The sequence below is a fragment of the Rhodopseudomonas telluris genome, from assembly GCF_042432815.1.
GTDB lineage: Bacteria > Pseudomonadota > Alphaproteobacteria > Rhizobiales > Xanthobacteraceae > Rhodopseudomonas > Rhodopseudomonas telluris.
Window position 1 is genome coordinate 1,046,823 of the sequence record NZ_JBHLWM010000001.1, and the last position, 19,960, is coordinate 1,066,782.

18 protein-coding genes are annotated in these 19,960 nt (G+C 65.7%); 14 read left to right on the forward strand and 4 right to left on the reverse strand.

Annotation, left to right across the window (positions count from 1 at the left end):
- Nucleotides 1-138 precede the first annotated feature (138 nt).
- Nucleotides 139-1,668, forward strand: coding sequence for a murein biosynthesis integral membrane protein MurJ (gene murJ, locus ACFFJ6_RS04810; protein ID WP_378384905.1), 1,530 nt, complete (start codon nt 139-141; stop codon nt 1,666-1,668).
- A 230-nt stretch (nt 1,669-1,898) separates the two neighbouring features.
- On the opposite strand, the gene ACFFJ6_RS04815 is transcribed toward murJ, so the two are convergent.
- The gene (locus tag ACFFJ6_RS04815; protein ID WP_378384907.1) at nt 1,899-3,707 is read right to left on the reverse strand and encodes a carbamoyltransferase family protein; all 1,809 of its coding nucleotides are present in this window, start codon (nt 3,705-3,707) and stop codon (nt 1,899-1,901) included.
- Between the two features lie 481 nt (nt 3,708-4,188).
- Between ACFFJ6_RS04815 and ACFFJ6_RS04820 the strand changes: the two genes are divergently transcribed.
- From ACFFJ6_RS04820 to ACFFJ6_RS04835, 4 genes are all read left to right on the forward strand, one after another.
- Nucleotides 4,189-4,455: a hypothetical protein gene (locus ACFFJ6_RS04820; protein WP_378384909.1), complete on the forward strand. Its 267-nt coding sequence runs from the start codon at nt 4,189-4,191 to the stop codon at nt 4,453-4,455.
- Between the two features lie 180 nt (nt 4,456-4,635).
- Nucleotides 4,636-6,942 carry a xanthine dehydrogenase family protein molybdopterin-binding subunit gene (locus tag ACFFJ6_RS04825; protein ID WP_378384911.1) on the forward strand — a complete coding sequence of 769 codons (2,307 nt, stop codon included), beginning with the start codon at nt 4,636-4,638 and terminating at the stop codon, nt 6,940-6,942.
- A 209-nt stretch (nt 6,943-7,151) separates the two neighbouring features.
- Nucleotides 7,152-7,601, forward strand: coding sequence for a c-type cytochrome (locus tag ACFFJ6_RS04830; RefSeq protein WP_378384913.1), 450 nt, complete (start codon nt 7,152-7,154; stop codon nt 7,599-7,601).
- A 188-nt stretch (nt 7,602-7,789) separates the two neighbouring features.
- Entirely contained in the window at nt 7,790-8,707 is a 918-nt protein-coding gene (locus ACFFJ6_RS04835) for a c-type cytochrome (RefSeq protein WP_378384915.1), read from the forward strand.
- A gap of 10 nt (nt 8,708-8,717) precedes the next feature.
- On the opposite strand, the gene ACFFJ6_RS04840 is transcribed toward ACFFJ6_RS04835, so the two are convergent.
- A complete protein-coding gene (locus ACFFJ6_RS04840; RefSeq protein WP_378384917.1) occupies nt 8,718-8,963 on the reverse strand; it encodes an Lrp/AsnC ligand binding domain-containing protein in 246 nt (81 codons plus the stop codon).
- A gap of 149 nt (nt 8,964-9,112) precedes the next feature.
- Here ACFFJ6_RS04840 and thiD point away from each other — a divergent pair, with 149 nt between their 5' ends.
- From thiD to ACFFJ6_RS04875, 7 genes are all read left to right on the forward strand, one after another.
- A complete protein-coding gene (thiD, locus tag ACFFJ6_RS04845; protein ID WP_378384920.1) occupies nt 9,113-9,913 on the forward strand; it encodes a bifunctional hydroxymethylpyrimidine kinase/phosphomethylpyrimidine kinase in 801 nt (266 codons plus the stop codon).
- A 105-nt stretch (nt 9,914-10,018) separates the two neighbouring features.
- On the forward strand, nt 10,019-10,687 hold the full coding sequence (gene gntA, locus ACFFJ6_RS04850; RefSeq protein ID WP_378384922.1) for a guanitoxin biosynthesis heme-dependent pre-guanitoxin N-hydroxylase GntA: 669 nt from the start codon (nt 10,019-10,021) through the stop codon (nt 10,685-10,687).
- Nucleotides 10,684-11,268 (forward strand): DUF1989 domain-containing protein, encoded by a 585-nt coding sequence (locus ACFFJ6_RS04855; protein ID WP_378384924.1) that lies wholly within the window; start codon nt 10,684-10,686, stop codon nt 11,266-11,268. Before gntA ends, ACFFJ6_RS04855 begins: the two co-directional genes overlap by 4 nt.
- A gap of 162 nt (nt 11,269-11,430) precedes the next feature.
- On the forward strand, nt 11,431-12,087 hold the full coding sequence (locus tag ACFFJ6_RS04860) for a class I SAM-dependent methyltransferase (RefSeq protein ID WP_378385735.1): 657 nt from the start codon (nt 11,431-11,433) through the stop codon (nt 12,085-12,087).
- Between the two features lie 53 nt (nt 12,088-12,140).
- Nucleotides 12,141-12,938, forward strand: a complete 798-nt coding sequence (locus tag ACFFJ6_RS04865) for a UDP-2,3-diacylglucosamine diphosphatase (protein WP_378384926.1) — start codon at nt 12,141-12,143, stop codon at nt 12,936-12,938.
- Entirely contained in the window at nt 12,938-13,996 is a 1,059-nt protein-coding gene (locus tag ACFFJ6_RS04870; protein WP_378384928.1) for a glycosyltransferase family 4 protein, read from the forward strand. Before ACFFJ6_RS04865 ends, ACFFJ6_RS04870 begins: the two co-directional genes overlap by 1 nt.
- Nucleotides 13,997-14,054: 58 nt before the next feature.
- Nucleotides 14,055-15,038 (forward strand): threonine ammonia-lyase, encoded by a 984-nt coding sequence (locus ACFFJ6_RS04875; protein ID WP_378385737.1) that lies wholly within the window; start codon nt 14,055-14,057, stop codon nt 15,036-15,038.
- A 28-nt stretch (nt 15,039-15,066) separates the two neighbouring features.
- On the opposite strand, the gene ACFFJ6_RS04880 is transcribed toward ACFFJ6_RS04875, so the two are convergent.
- On the reverse strand, nt 15,067-16,446 hold the full coding sequence (locus ACFFJ6_RS04880) for a cyclic nucleotide-binding domain-containing protein (protein WP_378384930.1): 1,380 nt from the start codon (nt 16,444-16,446) through the stop codon (nt 15,067-15,069).
- A 77-nt stretch (nt 16,447-16,523) separates the two neighbouring features.
- Between ACFFJ6_RS04880 and ACFFJ6_RS04885 the strand changes: the two genes are divergently transcribed.
- Nucleotides 16,524-17,738, forward strand: a complete 1,215-nt coding sequence (locus ACFFJ6_RS04885) for an MFS transporter (RefSeq protein WP_378384932.1) — start codon at nt 16,524-16,526, stop codon at nt 17,736-17,738.
- Here ACFFJ6_RS04885 and dgcA read toward each other — a convergent pair.
- Nucleotides 17,708-18,703, reverse strand: coding sequence for an N-acetyl-D-Glu racemase DgcA (gene dgcA, locus ACFFJ6_RS04890; protein ID WP_378384934.1), 996 nt, complete (start codon nt 18,701-18,703; stop codon nt 17,708-17,710). The genes ACFFJ6_RS04885 and dgcA overlap by 31 nt on opposite strands.
- A 104-nt stretch (nt 18,704-18,807) precedes the next feature.
- Between dgcA and ACFFJ6_RS04895 the strand changes: the two genes are divergently transcribed.
- Nucleotides 18,808-19,959, forward strand: a complete 1,152-nt coding sequence (locus tag ACFFJ6_RS04895; RefSeq protein WP_378384936.1) for an ABC transporter permease — start codon at nt 18,808-18,810, stop codon at nt 19,957-19,959.
- The last annotated feature ends 1 nt before the right edge of the window (nt 19,960 follow it).

The following is a 19,960-nucleotide window of genomic DNA, read 5'->3' on the forward strand; positions in this document are numbered from 1 at the left end:
CCCGGACTTGCTGCCTTTCGATAATTTCGGGATTTCGGCTTCGCGCGCCGTTGGCGCGCACTCCTGAATGACTCGCCCGGGGGCATCGGCACCTGTTTCCGGTTTTGCGGACTCGCCACTTCCTGTAGAAGCGGGCGCATGCTCAGGCGCATTTTCACCGTCGGCGGCTTCACGCTCCTGTCGCGTTTGACCGGGTTCGCCCGCGACATCATGCTGGCGGCGATCCTCGGCGCCGGGCCGATCGCCGACGCCTTCTTCGTCGCGCTGCGGCTGCCCAATCATTTCCGCGCGATCTTCGCCGAAGGCGCGTTCAACGCCGCCTTCGTGCCGGCCTATGCGCACGTCCACGGCGAGAAGGGCGAAGCTTCCGCGAAGCTGTTCGCGGACCGCATCTTCACGCTGCTGTTCGTCTCGCAGCTGGTGCTGCTCGCGCTCGCGCTGGCGTTCATGCCGCAGATGATGAGCATCCTGGCGCCGGGCTTCACCGACGATCCGGCGCAGCGCGGCCTCGCCATCGAGCTGACGCGGATCACCTTTCCGTATCTGCTGCTGATCACGCTGGTGACGCTGTATGGCGGCATCCTCAACGTGATGCAGCGCTTCGCCAGCGCGGCGGCCGCGTCGATCTTCCTCAACATCTCGATGATGGCGACGCTGGCGCTCGCCGCGTTCTTCCCGACCGCCGGCCACGCAGCGGCGTGGGGCGTGCTGATCTCGGGCTTCCTGCAATACTTCCTGCTCGCCGGCGACCTGTCGTTGCACGGCGGTCTGCCGCGGTTCTCGCGGCCGAAGCTCGATGTCGATGTCCGCGCGTTCTTCCGCGCGCTGGGACCTGCGACGGTCGGCTCGATGGGCACGCAGCTTGCGTTGTTTGCCGACACCATCATCGCCACCTTTCTTCCGGCTGGTGCGTTGTCGGCGCTGTACTACGCGGACCGTCTCAATCAGTTGCCGATCGGCGTGATCGGCATCGCCATCGGCACGGTGCTGCTGCCCGAGATGTCGCGGCAGCTCACTGCCGGCGACGACGCGGGCGCCAAGGCGTCGCAGCGCCGCGCCTTCGAGTTCACGCTGCTGTTTTCGATGCCGTTCCTCGCCGCCTTCCTGACGGTGCCGGACGTGATCATGCGGGCGATGTTCGCCCGCGGCGCCTTCACCCGCGCCGACGCGCTGTCCGCCGGCGCGACGCTCGCCGCCTATGCGATCGCGCTGGTGCCGTTCGTGCTGATCCGCAGCGCGGTCGCGCCGTTCTACGCGCGCAAGGACACCGCGACTCCGGTCAAGGCGGCGCTGACCGGCGTCGCCGCCAACGTCATTCTCAAGGTGCTGCTGATGGGGCCGCTGGCCCAGGTCGGTCTCGCGCTCGCCACCGCCGCCGGCGCCTGGATCAACCTGCTGCTGGTGATCTTCTTCTCGGTGCGGGCCGGCTACCTTGCCTTCGACCGTGCGCTGACGACGGCCATCGTCAAGTTCGTTGCGGTCGGTGTGCTGCTGGGTGTGGCGCTAAGGGCAACGATCTGGTTCGGCGCCCCGTATCTCGCGCAACTGCCAACGTTGCGCGACGAGGCGGCACTGCTGTTGCTGATCATCGTCGGCGCCATCGTCTACGGCGCTTCCGTGCTGCTGCTGTTCGGCCCGCGCTGGCTGAAGCGGCTGATGCGGGGCTGATTAACGAGATCCGAACAACCTCTCGGCCCGTCGTCCCCGCGAAGGCGGGGACCCATAACCCCTGGCGTCAAAGTTCTGCGCAACGTCGGCGTATGTGTAGGACCGTCATCACTCCGCCGCGACTCTAGGGGCTATGGGTCCCCGCCTTCGCGGGGACGACGCTGTGCGGGAGGCGGCGTGGTCGGGTCACAGCGCGCTCCCACCTCTCAACGACGCGTGGTGTTTTCGAGTCACCCCACCCGCGTCGTCGAGCGCACCAGATTGGTGACGTCCGAGTACACTTCGAGAACCGGGTTGATGAAGCGGTGCGCCTTGTTCTTCGACACGATGGTGTCGTGCATCACCAGATGGTCGATGCCGGTGGTGAGGAAGCAGGCCATCGCGTCGCGCGGCGTCTCGACGATCGGCTCGCCCTTGATGTTGAATGAAGTGTTGACCAGCACCGGCACGCCGGTGAGCGCCTCGAACTCTTTCAGGATGTAGTAGAGGTCCGGCGCGGTCTCCTCATCCACCGTCTGCACGCGGGCGGTGCCGTCGACATGGACGACCGCGGGAATCTTGTCCCGCCACGCTGCGGCGACCGGCTTCGCCATCAGCATGAACGGCGAATCGCCCACGCCCTCGAAGATCTCATCGGCACGCTCCTTCAGCACGATCGGCGCGAAGGGGCGGAACGGTTGGCGATGCTTCACCCGGCTGTTGAGGATGTCCTTCATCTCGGCGTGGCGCGGATCCGCCAGCAGGCTGCGATGGCCGAGCGCGCGCGGTCCGAATTCGGAACGGCCCTGGAACCAGCCGATCACCTTCTGGTCCGCGAGCAGCTTGGCGGTTTCCTTGTAAACCTGATTGCTGCGCACGACGTTGATCTGCGGCTTGACGAAGAAGCGCTTGGTCGCCTCCTCGATCTCGCCGTCCGAATAGGGGCGGCCGATATAGGCATGCTTCATCTCGAAGCTGCGCGGCTTCTGTTGAATGGCGAGGTGGCCGTAATAGGCGCAGCCGATCGCGATGCCGTCGTCGCCCGCGGCCGGCTGGATCCAGACGTTCTCGAATCCGGCTTCGCGCGCGATCCGGCCGTTGGCGACACAGTTCAGCGCGACGCCGCCGGCGATGCAGAGGTTCTTGGCGCCGGTGGTTTCGCGCAGCCAGCGCGCCCGCTCAAGCAGCACGCGCTCGGTGTCGTCCTGCACGCGCCAGGCGAGGTCTTCCCAATGCTTCATCGCGGGGTGGGTTTCCCACTTGCCCGGCGCGTCCATGATGTAGGGCTGGTTCAGCTCGGGCGTCCAATGCGGGACAGTGAGCTTGTTGTTTTCGAACTGCAGCATCGGCGGGATGACGTTCGGGCGGCCATATGGCGCCAGCCCCATCAACTCACCGCATTTGTTCCAGTCGCCGAATACGTAGCTCGATGCGCGGCTGTAATAAGCGCCGAGCCCGGGCATGTTGTAGAACTCATCGGACAGGAAACCGCGCTCCGGCTCCATCCAGACCTTCTTCAGGCACTCCAGTTTGGAGCCGCTGAATTTATAGTAGCTCTCGGACTCCCGGGCGAGCGGCGAGGCTTCGTCGCCGGGGAAGCTCTCGTCGACATCGGAGCGATAGCTGCCGACGCCGTCGACGATCATCACCACGCCCTCTTCGAACGGCGAGGGCGCGAACGCGCTGTAGGCGTGCGCCAGATGATGCGAGATCGTCATCACCTTGTTGGAGGTGCTGCGGAACAGCGCGTGGATGCCGGCGTCGGCGCGCTCGTGCTCGGGCAGGAAGGCCGGCATGTCCTGATACATCAGCCGGTCTTCCATTTCCTGCACCGGAAGGATGTAGCAATTGCGCACGACCAGATCGACGTCGGCCAGCGTAATGCCCTCGGCATTCAGGCAATAGTCGATGACCTCCCGGTAGAAACCGGTCGCATGCTTCTCGCGGGTGATGCGCTCCTTCTCGATCCCGAACGCGATCTCACTGTCGCGCAGCAGGCAGGCGCTGACGTCGTGGTCGTAGGTGTTGAGGCCGAGGATGTAGGTGTGTGGGTGTGACATTGAGCACTTTTCTGAAGCAAGGACTGTCCGAACGGCGGCGAGATGCAACGTCACCTTTGAAGTCGAATGGCAAAGGGCCACGGTTCAGTGAAACAGGCGATTGTCGGCAATATAGTGTCCGAAAGCAGCGTCTGCAGCGGATTGGCCGCGTCCGCCCGGAGTTCGCTGGGGTGGTGATCGATGCAGTCCTGGCGTCTCCGAATATCGCGGCGCACAAATGCAACTCTCAGCGCGTGAGAGTGTTTCGCAGAGAGGCAAGCCTTTGTTCAACGAGGAGGATTTGTCAAACGCGGCTTGCCGAAATCGTGACGTCCTCCTAATCTTGTCGAATTGAAGCCGTAAAACATCGGTTTGATCGATGGGCTTTTGAACCCGCAGATTGTCCCCTCGCACCAATGCGGGCGAGGTTGTGTTCAAAATCCTCAAACCACCGGGAGAAAGAACGTAGATGGCTCAAAATGTTTCGAAGGCCCGAAAAGGAATGCTCGCGCGCGTGCTCGCGGCTGTTGCGCTGACCGGCATCTATGGCCTCAGCCTCGTGGGCACCTCGGCGGTGTTCCTCACCGCCAGCACGACCAAGGCGGACGCGCAACGCGGCCGTGGTCGCGGCCGTGGCGGCGGGTTCTATCGCGGTGGACGAGGGCGCGGCTTCTACCGCGGCGGTCGCGGCTATTATCGCGGTCGCGGCTGGGGCTATGGCGGCGGCTGCGTGTTCAATCCGGTCTACGGCCGGGTGATCTGCTACTAACGCCACGCCGGCGACATCGCCAACAGGGCGATTGAGTTGATGAAGGTGCATCGGGCGAACCGGTGCACCTTTTTTCGTATCCGGTTGGCGCGCTTTTGCGCAGGTGCATGCGCGGCCGCGCGTTTGCATGCCGGGCCGTTCCGCTGCAAGATAGACGAAAGCAGCAGGAGAGGGTGAACGATGGCTCCCACCAAATTCGGCGTCGGCCAGAGCGTCTTGCGCAAGGAGGACGACCCTCTCATCCGCGGCAAGGGCCGCTACACCGACGACTACGCGCCGCAAGCCTCCGCGCATGCGCTGGTGCTGCGCTCGCCGCACGCGCACGCGACGTTCAAGCTCGACGCCAACGCGGCGCGGCAGTTGCCCGGCGTGCTGGCGATCCTCACAGCGGAGGATGTCAAGGATCTCGGCGGCCTGCCGTGCCTGTTCAATCTGCCGGACAACCCGTTCCAGGGCCCCGACTACCCGATTCTCGTCGGCGGCGAAGTGCGGCATGTCGGCGATGCCGTCGCATTCGTCGTCGCGGACACGCTGGCGCATGCGCGCGACGCGTTGGAGGCGGTCGCCGTCGAGTGGACGCCGCAGCCGGCGGCGATCGGGGCCGGCAATGCCATCAAGCCCGGCGCCCCGCAGGTCTGGCCGCAGTTTCCCGGCAACGTCCTGTTCGACGCGTCGATCGGCGACAGGGCGGCGGCCGAGGCGGCGTTCGCCAAGGCCCACACGGTTGCCGAGATCAAGATCGTCAATCCGCGCATCGTCACCAACTACATGGAGACCCGCGCCGCGGTCTGCGAATACGACGCCAAGCGCGATCACTTCACCCTGACGATCGGCAGCCAGGGCAGCCATCGCCTGCGTGATATCCTGTGCCAGAACGTGCTGAAGATCCCGACCGAGAAGATGCGGGTGGTCTGCCCGGACGTCGGCGGCGGCTTCGGCACCAAGCTGTTTCCGTATCGCGAATACGCACTGCTGGCGGTCGCGGCGAAGAAGATCGGCAAGCCGATCCGCTGGACCGCCGATCGCTCCGACCACTTCGTCGGCGACTCGCAGGGCCGCGACAACATCACCACGGCCCGGATGGCGCTGGCCGAGGACGGCAAATTTCTCGGCATGGATGTCGATCTGATCGGCGATCTCGGCGGTTATCTATCGACCTTCGGCCCGTACATTCCCTATGGCGGCGCCGGCATGCTGCCCGGCCTGTACGACATCAAGGCGTTCCACTGCCGCATCCGCACCGTGTTCACCCACACGGTCCCGGTCGACGCGTATCGCGGCGCGGGCCGGCCGGAGGCGGCCTATGTGATCGAGCGGCTGGTCGATGCCTGCGCGCGCAAGCTCGGCATGTCGCCCGACGCGGTCCGCCGCAAGAACTTCATTCCGCCGCGCGCGCTGCCCTACACCACGGCGACCGGCAAGGTGTACGACTCCGGCGACTTCGCCGCGCATCTGAAGCGCGCGATGGACGTCGGCGAGTGGAAGGACTTTGCCAAGCGTATCAAGACCGCCAAGAAGCAGGGACTGGTCCGCGGCATCGGGCTGGCCTCCTATGTCGAAGTCTGCGGCACGATGGGCGAGGAGACCGCCAAGGTCGTGCTCGATCCCGATGGCGACCTCACCGTGCTGATCGGCAGCCAGTCGAGCGGGCAGGGGCATCAGACCGCCTACGCGCAGATCGTCGCCGAACAGTTCGGCGTCGCGCCCGAGCGGGTTCGTGTCATCCAGGGCGATACCGACAAGGTCGCGACCGGGCTCGGCACCGGCGGGTCGGCGTCGATTCCATCCGGCGGCGTCAGTGTGCAGCGCGCCACGCATCAACTCGGCGAGCAGTTGCGCGAGATCGCCGCCGATGCGCTGGAGACCAGTGTCGCCGATCTCGAGATCGCCGACGGCATCGTCCGGATCGCCGGCACCGACCGCTCGATCTCGTTCGCCGATCTGGCGAAGCGTCCGGGCGTCGATCCGTCCAAGCTCAATGCCAGCGCGACCTTCTCCAGCGCCGACGGCACCTATCCGAACGGCACGCATCTGGTCGAAATCGAACTCGATCCCGCCACCGGCAAGATCCGGATCGTCAACTACGTCATCGTCGACGATTTCGGCGTGACGCTGAACCCCCTGCTGCTCGCCGGGCAGGTTCATGGTGGCACCATGCAGGGAATCGGTCAGGCGCTGATGGAGCGGGCGGTGTACGACGCCGAAGACGGCCAGCTCGTCACCGGCACCTTCATGGATTACGCTATGCCGCGCGCCGCCGACGGGGCGCCGATCGTGTTCGAGACTCACAACGTGCCGTGCAAGACCAATCCGATGGGCGTCAAAGGCGCGGGCGAAGCCGGGGCGATCGGATCGTGCCCCGCGGTCGTCAATGCCATCATCGACGCGCTTTGGCGCGAGTATCGGATCGACCACATCGACATGCCGGCGACGCCGGAGCGGGTCTGGATGGCGATCCGCGAGCACGAGCGGCAGCATCGCCTGTAAGATCGAGGCAGCCCCGATGACGATTGCGTGATCGGGGGCGATCGCCGGGTACGATCGTGCGGAATTGGCGCCGGGTGCGGTGAGAGATCGCACGCCGGGCGCTGTCATATCTTTTTCGATATGGAATAGTTCTATCAAATCGGTGTTGCTGGAATCGGTCCGGTCGTCGGTCGGACTGGTCCTCGTTTGAAAGCCCAAGGGAGATGTCGATGTTGCGAACAGTTGTGGTGGCCGGAGCCTTGCTGCTCGGCGTGAGCGCGGCCTCCGCGCAGCAGAGCGTTGTCGACAAGACGCAGAAGCTGATGAAGGACAACGGCCGGAACATCATGCAGCTCGGCGCGATGGCCAAGGGCGAGAAGCCCTACGATCAGGCCACCGTCGACGCCGCGCTGAAGCAGTTCGACGAGACCGCGAAGGACCTGCCCAAGCAGTTTCCGGAGAGCGTGAAGGGCCTGAAGGCGACCGACAGCAAGTACAGCGCCTCGCCGAAGATCTGGGAAGAGCGCCCCAAGTTCGACGCCGAGATCGCGACCTTCGCGAAGGCGGTCAACGACGCCAAGGCCAACGTCAAGGACCTCGACACGCTGAAGGCCTCCTTCCCGGCGATCGGCAAGTCTTGCGGCAGCTGCCACGAAGGCTTCCGCCTGAAGGACGGCTAGTCCGGCGGCGGGTCGCCGGCCGCGTTCACCCGTTTCGTGATGGCCGGGCCTGTCCCGGCCATCCACGTCTGCGCGCGGGTTTCTCAACAAGGCGTGGATGCCCGGCTCAAGGCCGGGCGTGACGGGTGAGGAGGTCAGTTGCTGAGAGCGTCGGCCGAGTTTGCGGCGAGGCTCTGAGAGGGTCGAACGTGGCAAAACGGTTGGGCATTGCTCTGTTGCTGCTGGCGCTGATCGCCGGCGCCGTGCTGTGGGTGTTGACCACGCCTGCGACGATCGCTGCGAGCGCGCTTCCCGACCGAACGCCCGACCTCGCCAACGGCAAGGTCGCATTCGACGCCGGCGGCTGCGCGTCCTGTCATGCTACCCCGGGGCAGGAGGATCGCACCAGGCTGGGCGGGGGGCTGGCGATGACCTCGCCGTTCGGCACTTTCAATGTTCCGAACATCTCGCCGGACCCGGCCACTGGCATCGGCAAATGGAGCGAGGCGGAGTTCGTCACCGCGGTGATGCGCGGCACCGCGCCCGACGGCGCGCACCTCTATCCGGCGTTTCCCTATCCGTCCTACGCCCACGCCAAGGTCGACGATGTCCGCGATCTGTTCGCCTACATCAAGACGTTGCCGGCCGTTTCGGCCACGGCGCCGCCGCACGAACTGCCGTTCCCGTTCAATATCCGCCGCGCTGTCGGGCTGTGGAAACTGCTGTTCTTCGACACCAAACCGTTCACGCCGGATCCGGCGCAGAGCGCGCAATGGAATCGCGGCGCATATCTGGTCAATAGCCTCGGCCACTGCGCCGAGTGCCACAGCCCGCGCAATGCGCTCGGCGGCATCGTCAGCGCCCAGCGGTTTGCGGGTGGGCCTGATCCGGAAGGCAAGGGCTGGGTGCCGAACATCACCCAGAAGGGCCTCAAGGACTGGAGCGAGAAGGATCTCGCCTATTTCCTGGAGAGCGGCATGACGCCGGACGGCGACAGCGCCGGCGGTTCGATGGCGCGGGTGATCCGCAACACGTCGCTCCTGAGCGCCGAGGATCGCGCCGCCATCGCCGTCTATCTGAAGTCGCTGCCGCCGGTCGACGGACCAGCACGGCCGCCGCGAAAGTGAAGCGCCGACATTACTTCGGGCCAAACGCCTTGAAGGTGATGATGGTGTGGGTGTCCTTGATGCCCGGAATCACCTGGACCTTCTCGGCGACGAAATGGCCGATGTCGGTGGTGCGATCGACGTAAAACTTCACCAGCAGATCGTAGTCGCCTGCGGTCGAATAGATCTCCGACGCGATCTCCGCTTCGGCAATGGCGTTCGCCACCGCATAGGATTTGCCGAGTTCGCATTTGAACTGAACGAAAAACGGGACCATCGCGTTGTCTTCTCCGGGGCTTGATCGGGCGCCATCAAGCCCAAAACGGCGGTACGAGGCAAGCTTGCAGCCGTCGAGGGGGCACGATACCACGGATTGTGCACTTTGGGGTCGGCAGGCCCCCATCCTCGGACGACGACGGGCGAGACATGGCAATTCCGATCGCAGTGACGATCGCTGGGTCCGATTCGAGTGGCGGCGCGGGTATCCAGGCCGACCTCAAATCGTTCTCCGCCAATGGCGTGTATGGCGCCTCGGTGATCACTGCGCTGACCGCCCAGAACACGCTCGGCGTCACCGGCATTCATGCGGTACCAGCCGACTTCGTCACCGCGCAGATCGACGCCGTCTTCAGCGACCTCGCGGTGGCAGCCGTCAAGATCGGCATGGTGGCTCAGCGGCCGGTGATCGAAGCGATCGCCGAGGGGCTTGCGCGCTGGTCGCCGCCCAACGTGGTGCTCGATCCGGTGATGGTAGCGACTTCCGGCGATCGGCTCATCGACGACGACTGTATCGACGCATTGCGGACCATGCTGATTCCGCGCGCACGGGTCATCACGCCGAATCTCCCTGAGGCCGCGGCCCTGCTGGACGACGCCATGGCCGAGGATCAGGGTGCGATCGAACGACAGGGCGCCGCGCTTCTCGCGCTCGGCTGCGAGGCGGTGCTGATCAAAGGCGGCCACGGCGTCGGTCCGACCAGCACGGACTACTTGTTCAGCGCCGCCGGCCCCCTCGTCTTGATGGCGCCGCGGATCGCGACCCGCAACACCCATGGCACCGGTTGTTCCCTGTCCTCCGCCATCGCCGCGCACCTGGCCCGCGGCGAGGAACTCGATCTCGCGGTCGGCCACGCCAAGGCTTGGGTGAGCGAGGCGATCGCGACTGCGGATCGGCTGGAAATCGGCAAGGGCCATGGGCCAATTCACCACTTCCACGCCTTCGAATAGTTCCCGCACAAAGTCGATACACGCCGTCGTTGAGGCGGCGCGGAATTAACGCAAATGGCGGCACGAATCCGTGCCGAGCGCGTTAGCGGGGTCCAAGGAGTCCCGATGACGCCACCCAGTTTGTCCGACCGTTTCCGCAATTTCATTCATCAGGCCGAATTCCCCTGCGTCGGTGCCAAATCCGCCCTCGCCAAGGGCACGCTGGACGTGCTGCTGGCGCGGGATATCCGGTCCAATTGGGATGACCGACGGATCTATGACGGCATCACCAAGGTCGTCGAAGAGTACAGGGCGGACCGTGCGCTGTTCAGAAGCTTCGCGGTGATTTTCGAGGGGCCCGACCAAATCGACGAAAAGACCTTCGAGAAGCATTTGTGGGCGCGGGCCGAAAGCCTGACCAACAAGGACACCTGGCTCGGCAAGCCGCACGATCAGCGCGTCAGCAGCGATCCGAGCAATCCGCATTTCTCGCTGAGCTTCGGCGAGGAAGCGTTCTTCATCGTCGGCTTGCATCCGCATGCGAGCCGGCCCGCGCGGCGGTTCGAGCGGCCGGTGCTGGTGTTCAATCTGCACGATCAGTTCGAGCAACTACGCCAGCAAGGTCTCTATGAAAAAATGCGCGAGAAGATCATCGCGCGCGATATCGCCTTGGCTGGATCGCCGAATCCGATGCTGGCGCGCCATGGCGTCATCTCGGAAGCGCGTCAGTACAGCGGCCGGGTCATTGCCGAGCCGGAATGGGTTTGTCCGTTTCATCCCGTGGAACGGGCATGACGGTGACAACGATTCCGCCGCGGTCCGGCACCGCGTTCCGGCTGGCGAAGGGCGAGTGCCTGACCGTTATCGATCCGCAGGGCGAGCAGGTCGCCGACCTCGTCGTTTTCAACGCGCAGGATATTCGCGAAGCGATCTCTTCGGGCCGAAGCCTGGACTATGCCAGCAAGCTCTATCTGACGACCGGCGACCTGATCTACTCGAACCGCAGCAACGTCGTGCTGACCATCGTCGAGGATACGGTCGGCCGTCACGACTTCCTGCTGACACCGTGTTCGCGCGACACGTTCAGGATCATCTATCACGACGAACATCCGCATCAGGGCTGCTTCGGAAACCTTGAAGCTGCTCTCGCGCCTTATGGAGTGGCGTCCGATGCGATCCCGGTGGCATTCAACTGTTTCATGAATGTCGTCATCGCGCCGGCGACCGGGGCCCTGACCGTTGAGGCTCCGCTCAGCCGCGCCGGCGACTACGTGAAGTTCTGCGCCGAGATGGATCTCATTGTCGGCCTCACGGCCTGTTCGGCCCTGCAGTCCAACAATTATTCCTTCAAGCCGATCGAATACCGCATCGACTGATCCCTGCTGAGCCGGAACGGCACCAGGAGGGCCTTGTTCCGGAAGAGTTTTCCCCGCCTTCGACTAAGGCCGGGGAGGACCCGGGACGGGTTGTCGCAGCACCGTCGCACTCCGCTGCTAATTCGGAAATCACTGATGATTTCCAGATTCGTGACGGACCCGATGACTCCCGACCTCGACAAATCCCTGGTGGAAACCGCCTACGCGCGCTGGGCCCCGATCTATGACGCGGTGTGCGGACCGGTGATGGTCAAGGGACGCCGCGCCGCCGCAGCGGAAGCGCGCATGCAGGGCGGCAAGATCCTCGAAGTCGGCGTCGGTACCGGCCTGTCGTTCGACGACTACGATGCCTCCACCGAGATCACCGGGATCGACCTGAGCGAACCGATGCTGGAGAAGGCGCGCGCCAAGATGGCGACCGGCCGCTATCCGTGGGTCAAGGACGTGCGCCGGATGGATGCGCACCGGATGGAATTCGCCGATGCGAGCTTCGACTGCGTCGTCGCGCAATTCGTCATCACGCTGGTCGAGAATCCCGAGCAGGTGCTTTCGGAATGCCACCGCGTCGTGAAGCCCGGTGGTCGTATCATCCTGGTGAATCACTTGTACTCCGAAGTCGGTGTCGCTGCCGCGGTCGAGCGGTGGGCCGCACAGAAGACGCGCGGACTCGGGCTGCGCCCGGAATTTCCGTTCGCGCGACTGCAGGCCTGGGCGCAGGCCAACAGCGACGCAATCCTGGTCGAGCGGCGCAAGATCAAGCCGTTCGGCATCTACACGCTGGTGTGCTTCGAACGAGCCGGCCCGTCGCTGGCAGCGTGAAGCCATCGCATTGTCATTCGCTGCCGCCGGCAGCCTGGCATGGGACAAAGACGATGAGCGACGACGGACCGGAACGGCGTTTCCGTACGCTTTTCATTTCAGACGTACATCTCGGCGCGCGGGGCTCGCAGACCCATCTGCTGCTCGACTTCCTGCGCGTCCACGATGCCGACACGATCTATCTGGTCGGTGATATCATCGACGGCTGGGCGCTCAAGTCGAGCTGGTACTGGCCGCAGTCGCACAACGATTTCGCCCAGAAGATGCTGCGCAAGGTGCGCAAGGGTGCGCGGGTCGTCTACATCCCCGGCAATCACGACGAGTTCCTGCGCTCTTACTACGGCACGCATTTCGGCGGCATCGAGGTCGCCGAAAGCGCGATCCACACCGGAGCGGACGGCCGGCGCTATCTGGTGATTCACGGCGACATGTTCGACCTCGTGGTCCAGAATGCGCGCTGGCTCGCGCATGTCGGCGACAAGGCCTACGATCTGGCGATCCGGCTCAACCGGATCGTCGCCGCGTTGCGCCGCTGGGCGGGCGTGCCGTACTGGTCGCTGTCGCAGTGGGCCAAGCTCAAGGTCAAGAACGCGGTGAACTACATCGGCGCGTTCGAGCAGACGCTGGCTCAGGAAGCGCGCCGCCACGGCACCGATGGCGTGATCTGCGGCCACATCCACACCGCGGCGATCCGTGACGATCACGGCATCCACTACATGAACTGCGGCGACTGGGTCGAAAGCTGCACCGCGCTGGTCGAGCACGACGACGGCCGGTTCGAGATCATCACCTGGACCGATCCGCTGAAGCGCAACCTGCCGGTCGCAGCGGTGGCGGCACGAGCCGCCTGATGCGGGTTCTGATCGCCACCGACGCGTGGCATCCGCAGGTCAACGGGGTGGTGCGGACGCTTACGATGATGGCCGAGGCCGCCAAGGGGCTCGGCGTCGAGATCGTGTTCCTCACGCCCGAGACGTTCCCGACCGTGCGGCTGCCGAGCTATCCGGATCTGCGGATCGCGATTCCGAACCCCGCAAAGGTCGCCCGGCTGATCAGCGCGGCCCAGGCCGACTGCATCCACATCGCGACCGAGGGGCCGATCGGACTGGCGGCGCGGCGCTACTGCCGCAAGCGCGGCCTGCGCTTCACCACCAGCTTCCACACCCGCTTTCCGGAATACGTCTCGGCGCGCGCGCCGATTCCGGAGTCCTGGGTCTGGGCGCTGCTCCGCCGCTTCCACGGCGCCAGCCACGCGGTGATGGCGGCAACTCCGGCGCTCGCCGATGAACTCCGCGGTCGCGGATTCCACAACGTCGTGCTGTGGCCGCGCGGCGTCGATAGTGAGTTGTTCCATCCGCGCGAAGCTGTCGACCTCGGCCTGCCACGGCCGGTGTTCCTCTCGGTCGGACGGGTCGCGGTCGAGAAGAACCTTGAGGCATTCCTCTCGCTCGACCTGCCCGGCACCAAGGTCGTGGTCGGCGACGGCCCGGCGCGCGCCGCGCTGCAGCGCGATTTTCCGCAAGCCGTCTTTCTCGGCGCCAAACAGGGCGAGGCGCTGGCGCAGGTCTATGCTTCGGCCGATGTCTTCGTCTTCCCGAGCCAGACCGATACCTACGGGCTGGTCCTGCTCGAGGCGCTCGCCAGCGGTGTTCCGGTAGCCGCGTTTCCGGTGACTGGGCCGCGGGACGTGATCGGCGATGCGCCGGTCGGCGTGCTCAGCGACGATCTGCGGCAGGCTTGCCTCGGGGCGTTGTCGATCTCGCGCGAGGCGTGCCTTCAGTTTGCCGCAGAGCACACGTGGGCTGCCTCGGCCCGCGCTTTCATCGACAACGTCACCCGGGTCTGGCTGATGGACCCGGGGCCGGCTTTGTCTCGGGAAACCGCCAAGCCGCGCAGCCTGGTCGCCTGACGCCTCAAGGCAACGTGCGTTGCCGGCCGTCGATGCGCAGCGTTACTGTCAGGCCATGATGGATTCTGTTTCGCTGCCGATCACCGCCGCCGATATCGAAGCGGCGGCAGGAGTTCTCGCACCCTATGCGGTTCGAACGCCGCTTTTGACTTCGCCTGCGCTCGACGCCGTCACTGGCGCGCGGGTGTATCTGAAGCCGGAGATGTTGCAGCGGACCGGCTCGTTCAAATTCCGCGGCGCCTTCAACAAGCTGTCGTCGATCCCGCAGGCGGCACGGGCTGGAGGCGTGGTGGCGTTTTCCTCGGGCAATCACGCCCAGGGCGTCGCCGCGGCCGCGCAGATCCTCGGCATGCGCGCCACCATCGTGATGCCCGCCGACGCACCGCTGTCGAAGCGCGAGCGCACCAAGGGCTACGGCGCCGAGGTGGTTCTGTATGATCGCGACCGCGAGGATCGTGAGGCGATCGCCCGCGACATCGCGAGCAGCCGCGGCGCCACGCTGGTGCCGCCTTATGACGATCCGAAGGTGATCGCCGGGCAGGGGACGGTCGGTCGCGAGATTGCAGCCGATCTCGCCGCACTGGGCGCCACGCCGGACATCGTGGTCGCGCCGGCTTCCGGCGGCGGCCTGGTGGCCGGCACCGCACTCGCAGTGACGACACGCTTCCCGGAAGCTGCGGTGATGTCGGCCGAGCCCGAAGCCTTCGACGACCACGCCCGCTCGATCGCGGCCGGCCGCCGCGAACCCCACAAGGCCGAGGGTCGCACAATCTGTGACGCGCTGATGGCGTCGATCCCCGGTGAACTCACCTTTGCGATCAACCAGCAGCTTCTGTCGCGGGGCGTGATCGCTTCGGATGCCGAGGTTGCGACGGCCGTCGCGTTTGCGTTTCGCGAGTTGAAGCTGGTGGTCGAGCCTGGCGGCGCCGTCGCACTCGCTGCGCTGCTGGCCGATCGCCTCGATGCCCGCGGCAAGACCGTCGCGATCGTGCTGTCGGGCGGCAACGTCGACGCCGACCTGTTTGCCGAACTGATCGCCTAGAGCGAGAAAACGCCGTCGGGCCAGCCGCTCAGGAGAAGAACGCGATCTTCTCGGGCTGGCTCATCCGCCGCAACGGCGCGAGCGCATCACTGCGTGACTGAAACGGCTGGCCGACCACGCCGCTCGCCAGCAACGCAGCGCCGAGCGACGCATGTGCGCCGGTCGCCGGCGCGGCGGCCGTGACGGGCGGCGCAGCAGTCATAACCGGAACAGCCACAGGCGCCGCAACGGGCTCGGCCAGCTGGGGCGGCACGTAGAGCGGTTCGCCGCGCTCGCCGATCTCGAAGTTCGGCAATTCGGTCGTTGCGGTCTCCGCAGGTGCCGTGTCGACCGCGGCCTCTGAAGGTTCGGAGGCCGGCAGTTCGGTTTCGGCCGGTTCGTGCGGCGCAGCGACTTCGCCAGCAATCTGCGCGATGTCCGCGGGATCGCCAGGTTCGACCGGAGCGTCGGGATAGTCGGATTCGATGCGCGCGGCCTCGATCGCGGCTTCGAGTTCACCAGGCTCGTGCGGCTGCGGCGCCGACATCTCCATGGCGACGAGGTCGAGGACCGAATCGACATCCTCGGCGTGGGCGGTCGGCGGCTCGGGCGCAACGAAGTGCACCGTTTCAGGGGCATCCGCGCCAGCCTGGGCTGCGCTATGATCCGCGGCTTCGACGAACTCGATCTCCTCGGAGGCGGAGCCGGTGATGATCGTCAGCGGCGGATCGTTCGCGGCTTCCGGCTCAGCCGCCGCTTCGGTCGTCGCGGTAGAGACAGCCGCCGCGATGGGGTCTGCCGCAATCGCCTCCGCTTCCGGCAGGTCGCCATCGGCCGCCGGCGATTCCGGCTCATCCCGGACCGGGGCAGGCTGCGCCGTCCGCGGGCGCGGTTCGCCGGCGAGATCGTGGATATGATCGAGCAATCCGTCGAACGCGGCGAGCACAGCGCTGGTGTCGATCTCGGCGATCAGGCGGTGGCCGATGTCGATCGCGCCCAACTGGCTGTCGAGCAGATTGCAGATCCGCACATCGGCGCCGCATTCGCGCAGCGTCCACGAAACTTCACGAATGACCCGGGCGCCATTGCGCGCAGCGGTCAGCACGGCTTCGTTCTCGAGGCTGGCGATGCTGCGGGCCACGCTGGCGCGGGCCTCGCCGACGATCGCGCGGATCGCGATCAGCGATTCGCTCAGCGACGCTCCGTTGGCCGGCTGCTGTTTCTGCGCGGCGAGGCTCTGCTCGATTCGCGCGACTGCATCGAGCACCATCCGGGTGTCGGCATTGCGATTGCGCTTGGCGTATTCGTTGAGAAACCAGCGGCCGCGCGAAGTCTCCATGAAGGCTTCGCGGATCGCGTCGTAGTCCGCATCACTCGGCATCGCCGCGCGGGCGGAGATCGGCGAAAGTGCGAATGCTTCATCGGCCATCAGGGAGACTCATTGCACAAATCACTGCGCGTCACGATAACGATCATCACGATCCGAGCTGAATCGCAATTGAATTGATGTCTCCCGGAACAAAAATCCCCATCAAAACAAAGGCTCCGAAGCGATTCGCGGTCGGGCTCGCGGTGTTCTACGCGACCGTCTTCAGTGTCACCGGCACGTATCTGCCGTTCTTTACGGTGTGGCTGAAAGCGATCGGCATCGAAGCGTTCTGGATCGGGGTGATCGTCGCGGCGCCTTCGATCACGCGGTTCACGATTCTTCCCTTTATCACGGCCCAGGCCGAGCAACGTCATGCGTTGCGCGCCGCATTGATTACCACGGCGACCGTGACGGCGCTGGGCTTTATTTGCCTCGGTCTGTTACGAGGATCGCCGCTGGCCGTTCTCGCCGTATTCGCTGTCACTGCCTGCGCATGGACGCCGCTGGTGCCGCTCACCGACGGCTACGCGTTGAAGGCTGTGGCACGGTTCGGTCTCAACTACGGGCCGCTGCGCCTGTGGGGCTCGACTGCCTTCGTCGTCGGGGCACTGGTGAGCGGCGTCCTGGCCGATTTGATTGCGCCGGAGCATCTGATCTGGGTGATTGCCGCCACGGCTGCGCTGGGCGTGTTTGCCGCATTCGGCCTGCAGCCGTTCGATGCGCCTGGGACATGGCCGGCCGCGCCGGTGCGGCGTGTCGCGCTGCTGCGCAATCCGACGTTCCTGGCGATCATCATCGCCGCCGGCCTGATCCAGGGCAGCCACGCTGCGTACTACACGTTCGGCTCGATCGTCTGGCAGGGCGCGGGCTATGGCGGCAAGACGATCGCGAGCCTGTGGGTGCTCGGCGTCCTCGCAGAGATCGTGGTATTCGCGTGGTCGCCACGACTGACGATCTCGCCGTCGCGCATGATGCTGATCGGCGCGCTCTGCGCCATCGTGCGATGGTTGATTACCGCGCAGGATCCGCCACTCGAAGTCCTGGTCGCCGTGCAGCTGCTTCACGGGGCGACCTTCGGGCTCACCCAGCTCGGCATGATGGGGCTGCTGATGCGGCACGTGCCGACCCACGTCATCGCCCGGGCGCAGGGCTACTTCACCGCCTGCTCGGGCCTGGCGATGAGCAGCGCCGCGATGGCGTCCGGCGCTCTGTTCGCGCGCTACGGCATCGCGGTCTATGGGCTGATGGCGGCAATGGCGCTGAGCGGCGCCTTGGTCGTCCTGATCTGGCGGCGCCGGCTGGACGCGCCGCCCGCGAGCGATCAGCCCCACAGCTCCGGCGTCGGCGGATAGACGGTGCTGGCCTCGTAGCGGAGGCCGCTGTCGCGATCCCTGGCGAGCAGTAGCGGGCCGTCGAGATCGACGAAGCGGGCGTGCGGTGTCAGCAGCATCGCGGGAGCCATCGCCAGCGAGGTCGCCACCATGCAGCCGACCATGATGTCGAAGCCCAGCGCCTGCGCGGCCTGCGCCATCGCGATGGCTTCAGTCAGTCCGCCGGTCTTGTCGAGCTTGATGTTGATCGCGTCGTAGCGCTCGCGCAGGCCGGCCAATGACTCGCGCGCGTGGACGCTCTCGTCGGCGCACACCGGGATCGGACGCCGGATGGTTGCCAGCGCGTCGTCGTGGCCGGCGGGCAGCGGCTGCTCGACCAGCGTGACGCCGGCGTCGGCGCACGCGGCGAGGTTGCGGGCGAGGTTGTCGGGAGTCCAGGCTTCGTTGGCATCGACGATCAATTCGGCCTGCGGCGCCGCGCGGCGCACGGCAGCGATCCGCGCCTCGTCGCCGTCGCCGCCGAGCTTGATCTTCAGCAGCCGCCTTGAGGCTGCCTTGGCGGTCGCCTCGGCCATCGCCTCGGCCGTGCCGAGCGAGATCGTGTAGGCGGTCGTTGCCGCACGCGGCACGGCGACGCCGAGCACCTCCCACGCGCGTCGGCCGGTCAGCTTGGCTTCGAGATCGAGCAGGGCGCAATCGAGCGCGTTGCGGGCGGCGCCGTGCGGCATTGCGGATTGCAAAGCGGCGCGGTCCAACCCCTGCCGCAGCGGCAGGCGCATGGCCTCGATGGCCGCAAGAGTCGTTTCCGGCGTCTCGCCATACCGGGCGTAGGGAACGCATTCGCCCCGGCCGGTCCGGCCGTCTCGCGTGATTTCGGCGACGACGACGACGGCTTCGGTCTTCGCGCCTCGACTGATGGTGAAAGCGCCGGCGATCGGCCAGCGCTCCCTTGAAGTATGCAAATGGGACGGATTGATGGACGTCATTCGAATTTCTGTTAACTCACGCCGAGGGTTGCCGCGCGCAACTAAGTATGGCTGGTAGTGAACCTTTCTCACAAGCTCCTGTTTACGCTACGGGTTGGCTCAAAATGGTACAGCAATTGGCATTGGACAGCGATCCGACGCTCGAGCGCATCGCGCGGGGTGACGGGCTGGCGCTGTGCGCCGCCGGCTCATGGACGGCGCGGTTTGCGCCGGCGCTGGAGCGCATGGTTGCGGATGCCGAGCGGCTCACCGGGACCAAGCCGAATATTTCCATCGATGTTTCCGCCGTCGCACGGCTCGATACGTTCGGAGCCTGGCTGATCGAGCGGCTGCGCCGCAGTCTGGCTCAGAACGGCGCCGAGGCGAGTATCGCCGGGCTGTCGGCGAACTATGCGAGCCTGGTCGACGAAGTCCGTCAGGTCAATCCAGCCGGGCCGCCGCCGCGGCAGGGAAGCGCTTTGCGGGGCGCGATCGAGAAGCTCGGCCGTACCATGTACGGCTTCGCCGACGATATCGTCGCGCTGATCAGCATGCTGGGCGCTGTGCTCGCCGGTGTGCTGCGCGCGATCTTGCACCCGACGACGTTTCGCCTGACCTCCACGGTGCATCACCTCGAGCAGGTGTGCTGGCGCGCGGTGCCGATCATCGTGCTGATCACCTTCCTGATCGGTTGCATCATCGCCCAGCAGGGTATTTTCCATTTCCGCCGGTTCGGCGCCGACGTTTTCGTGGTCGACATGCTCGGCGTACTGGTGCTGCGCGAGATCGGCGTGCTGCTGGTGGCGATCATGGTCGCCGGCCGGTCTGGCAGCGCCTACACGGCCGAACTCGGCTCGATGAAGATGCGCGAGGAGATCGACGCGCTGCGCACCATGGGGTTCGATCCGATCGACGTGCTGATCGTGCCGCGGCTGATCGCATTGGTTCTGGCTCTGCCGATCCTGACGTTTCTGGGCGCGATGTCGGCGCTGTACGGCGGCGGCCTGGTCGCCTGGCTGTATGGCGGGGTCGATCCGGAGGCGTTTCTGCTGCGGCTCCGCGACGCGATCTCGATCAATCACTTCACCGTCGGCATGCTCAAGGCGCCGGTGATGGCGCTGGTGATCGGCATCGTCGCCTGCGTCGAAGGCCTCGCGGTGAAGGGCAGCGCCGAGTCGCTCGGCAGCCACACCACGGCTTCGGTCGTGAAGGGCATCTTCTTCGTGATCGTGATGGACGGCGTGTTCGCGATCTTCTTCGCCTCGATCGGGATCTGAC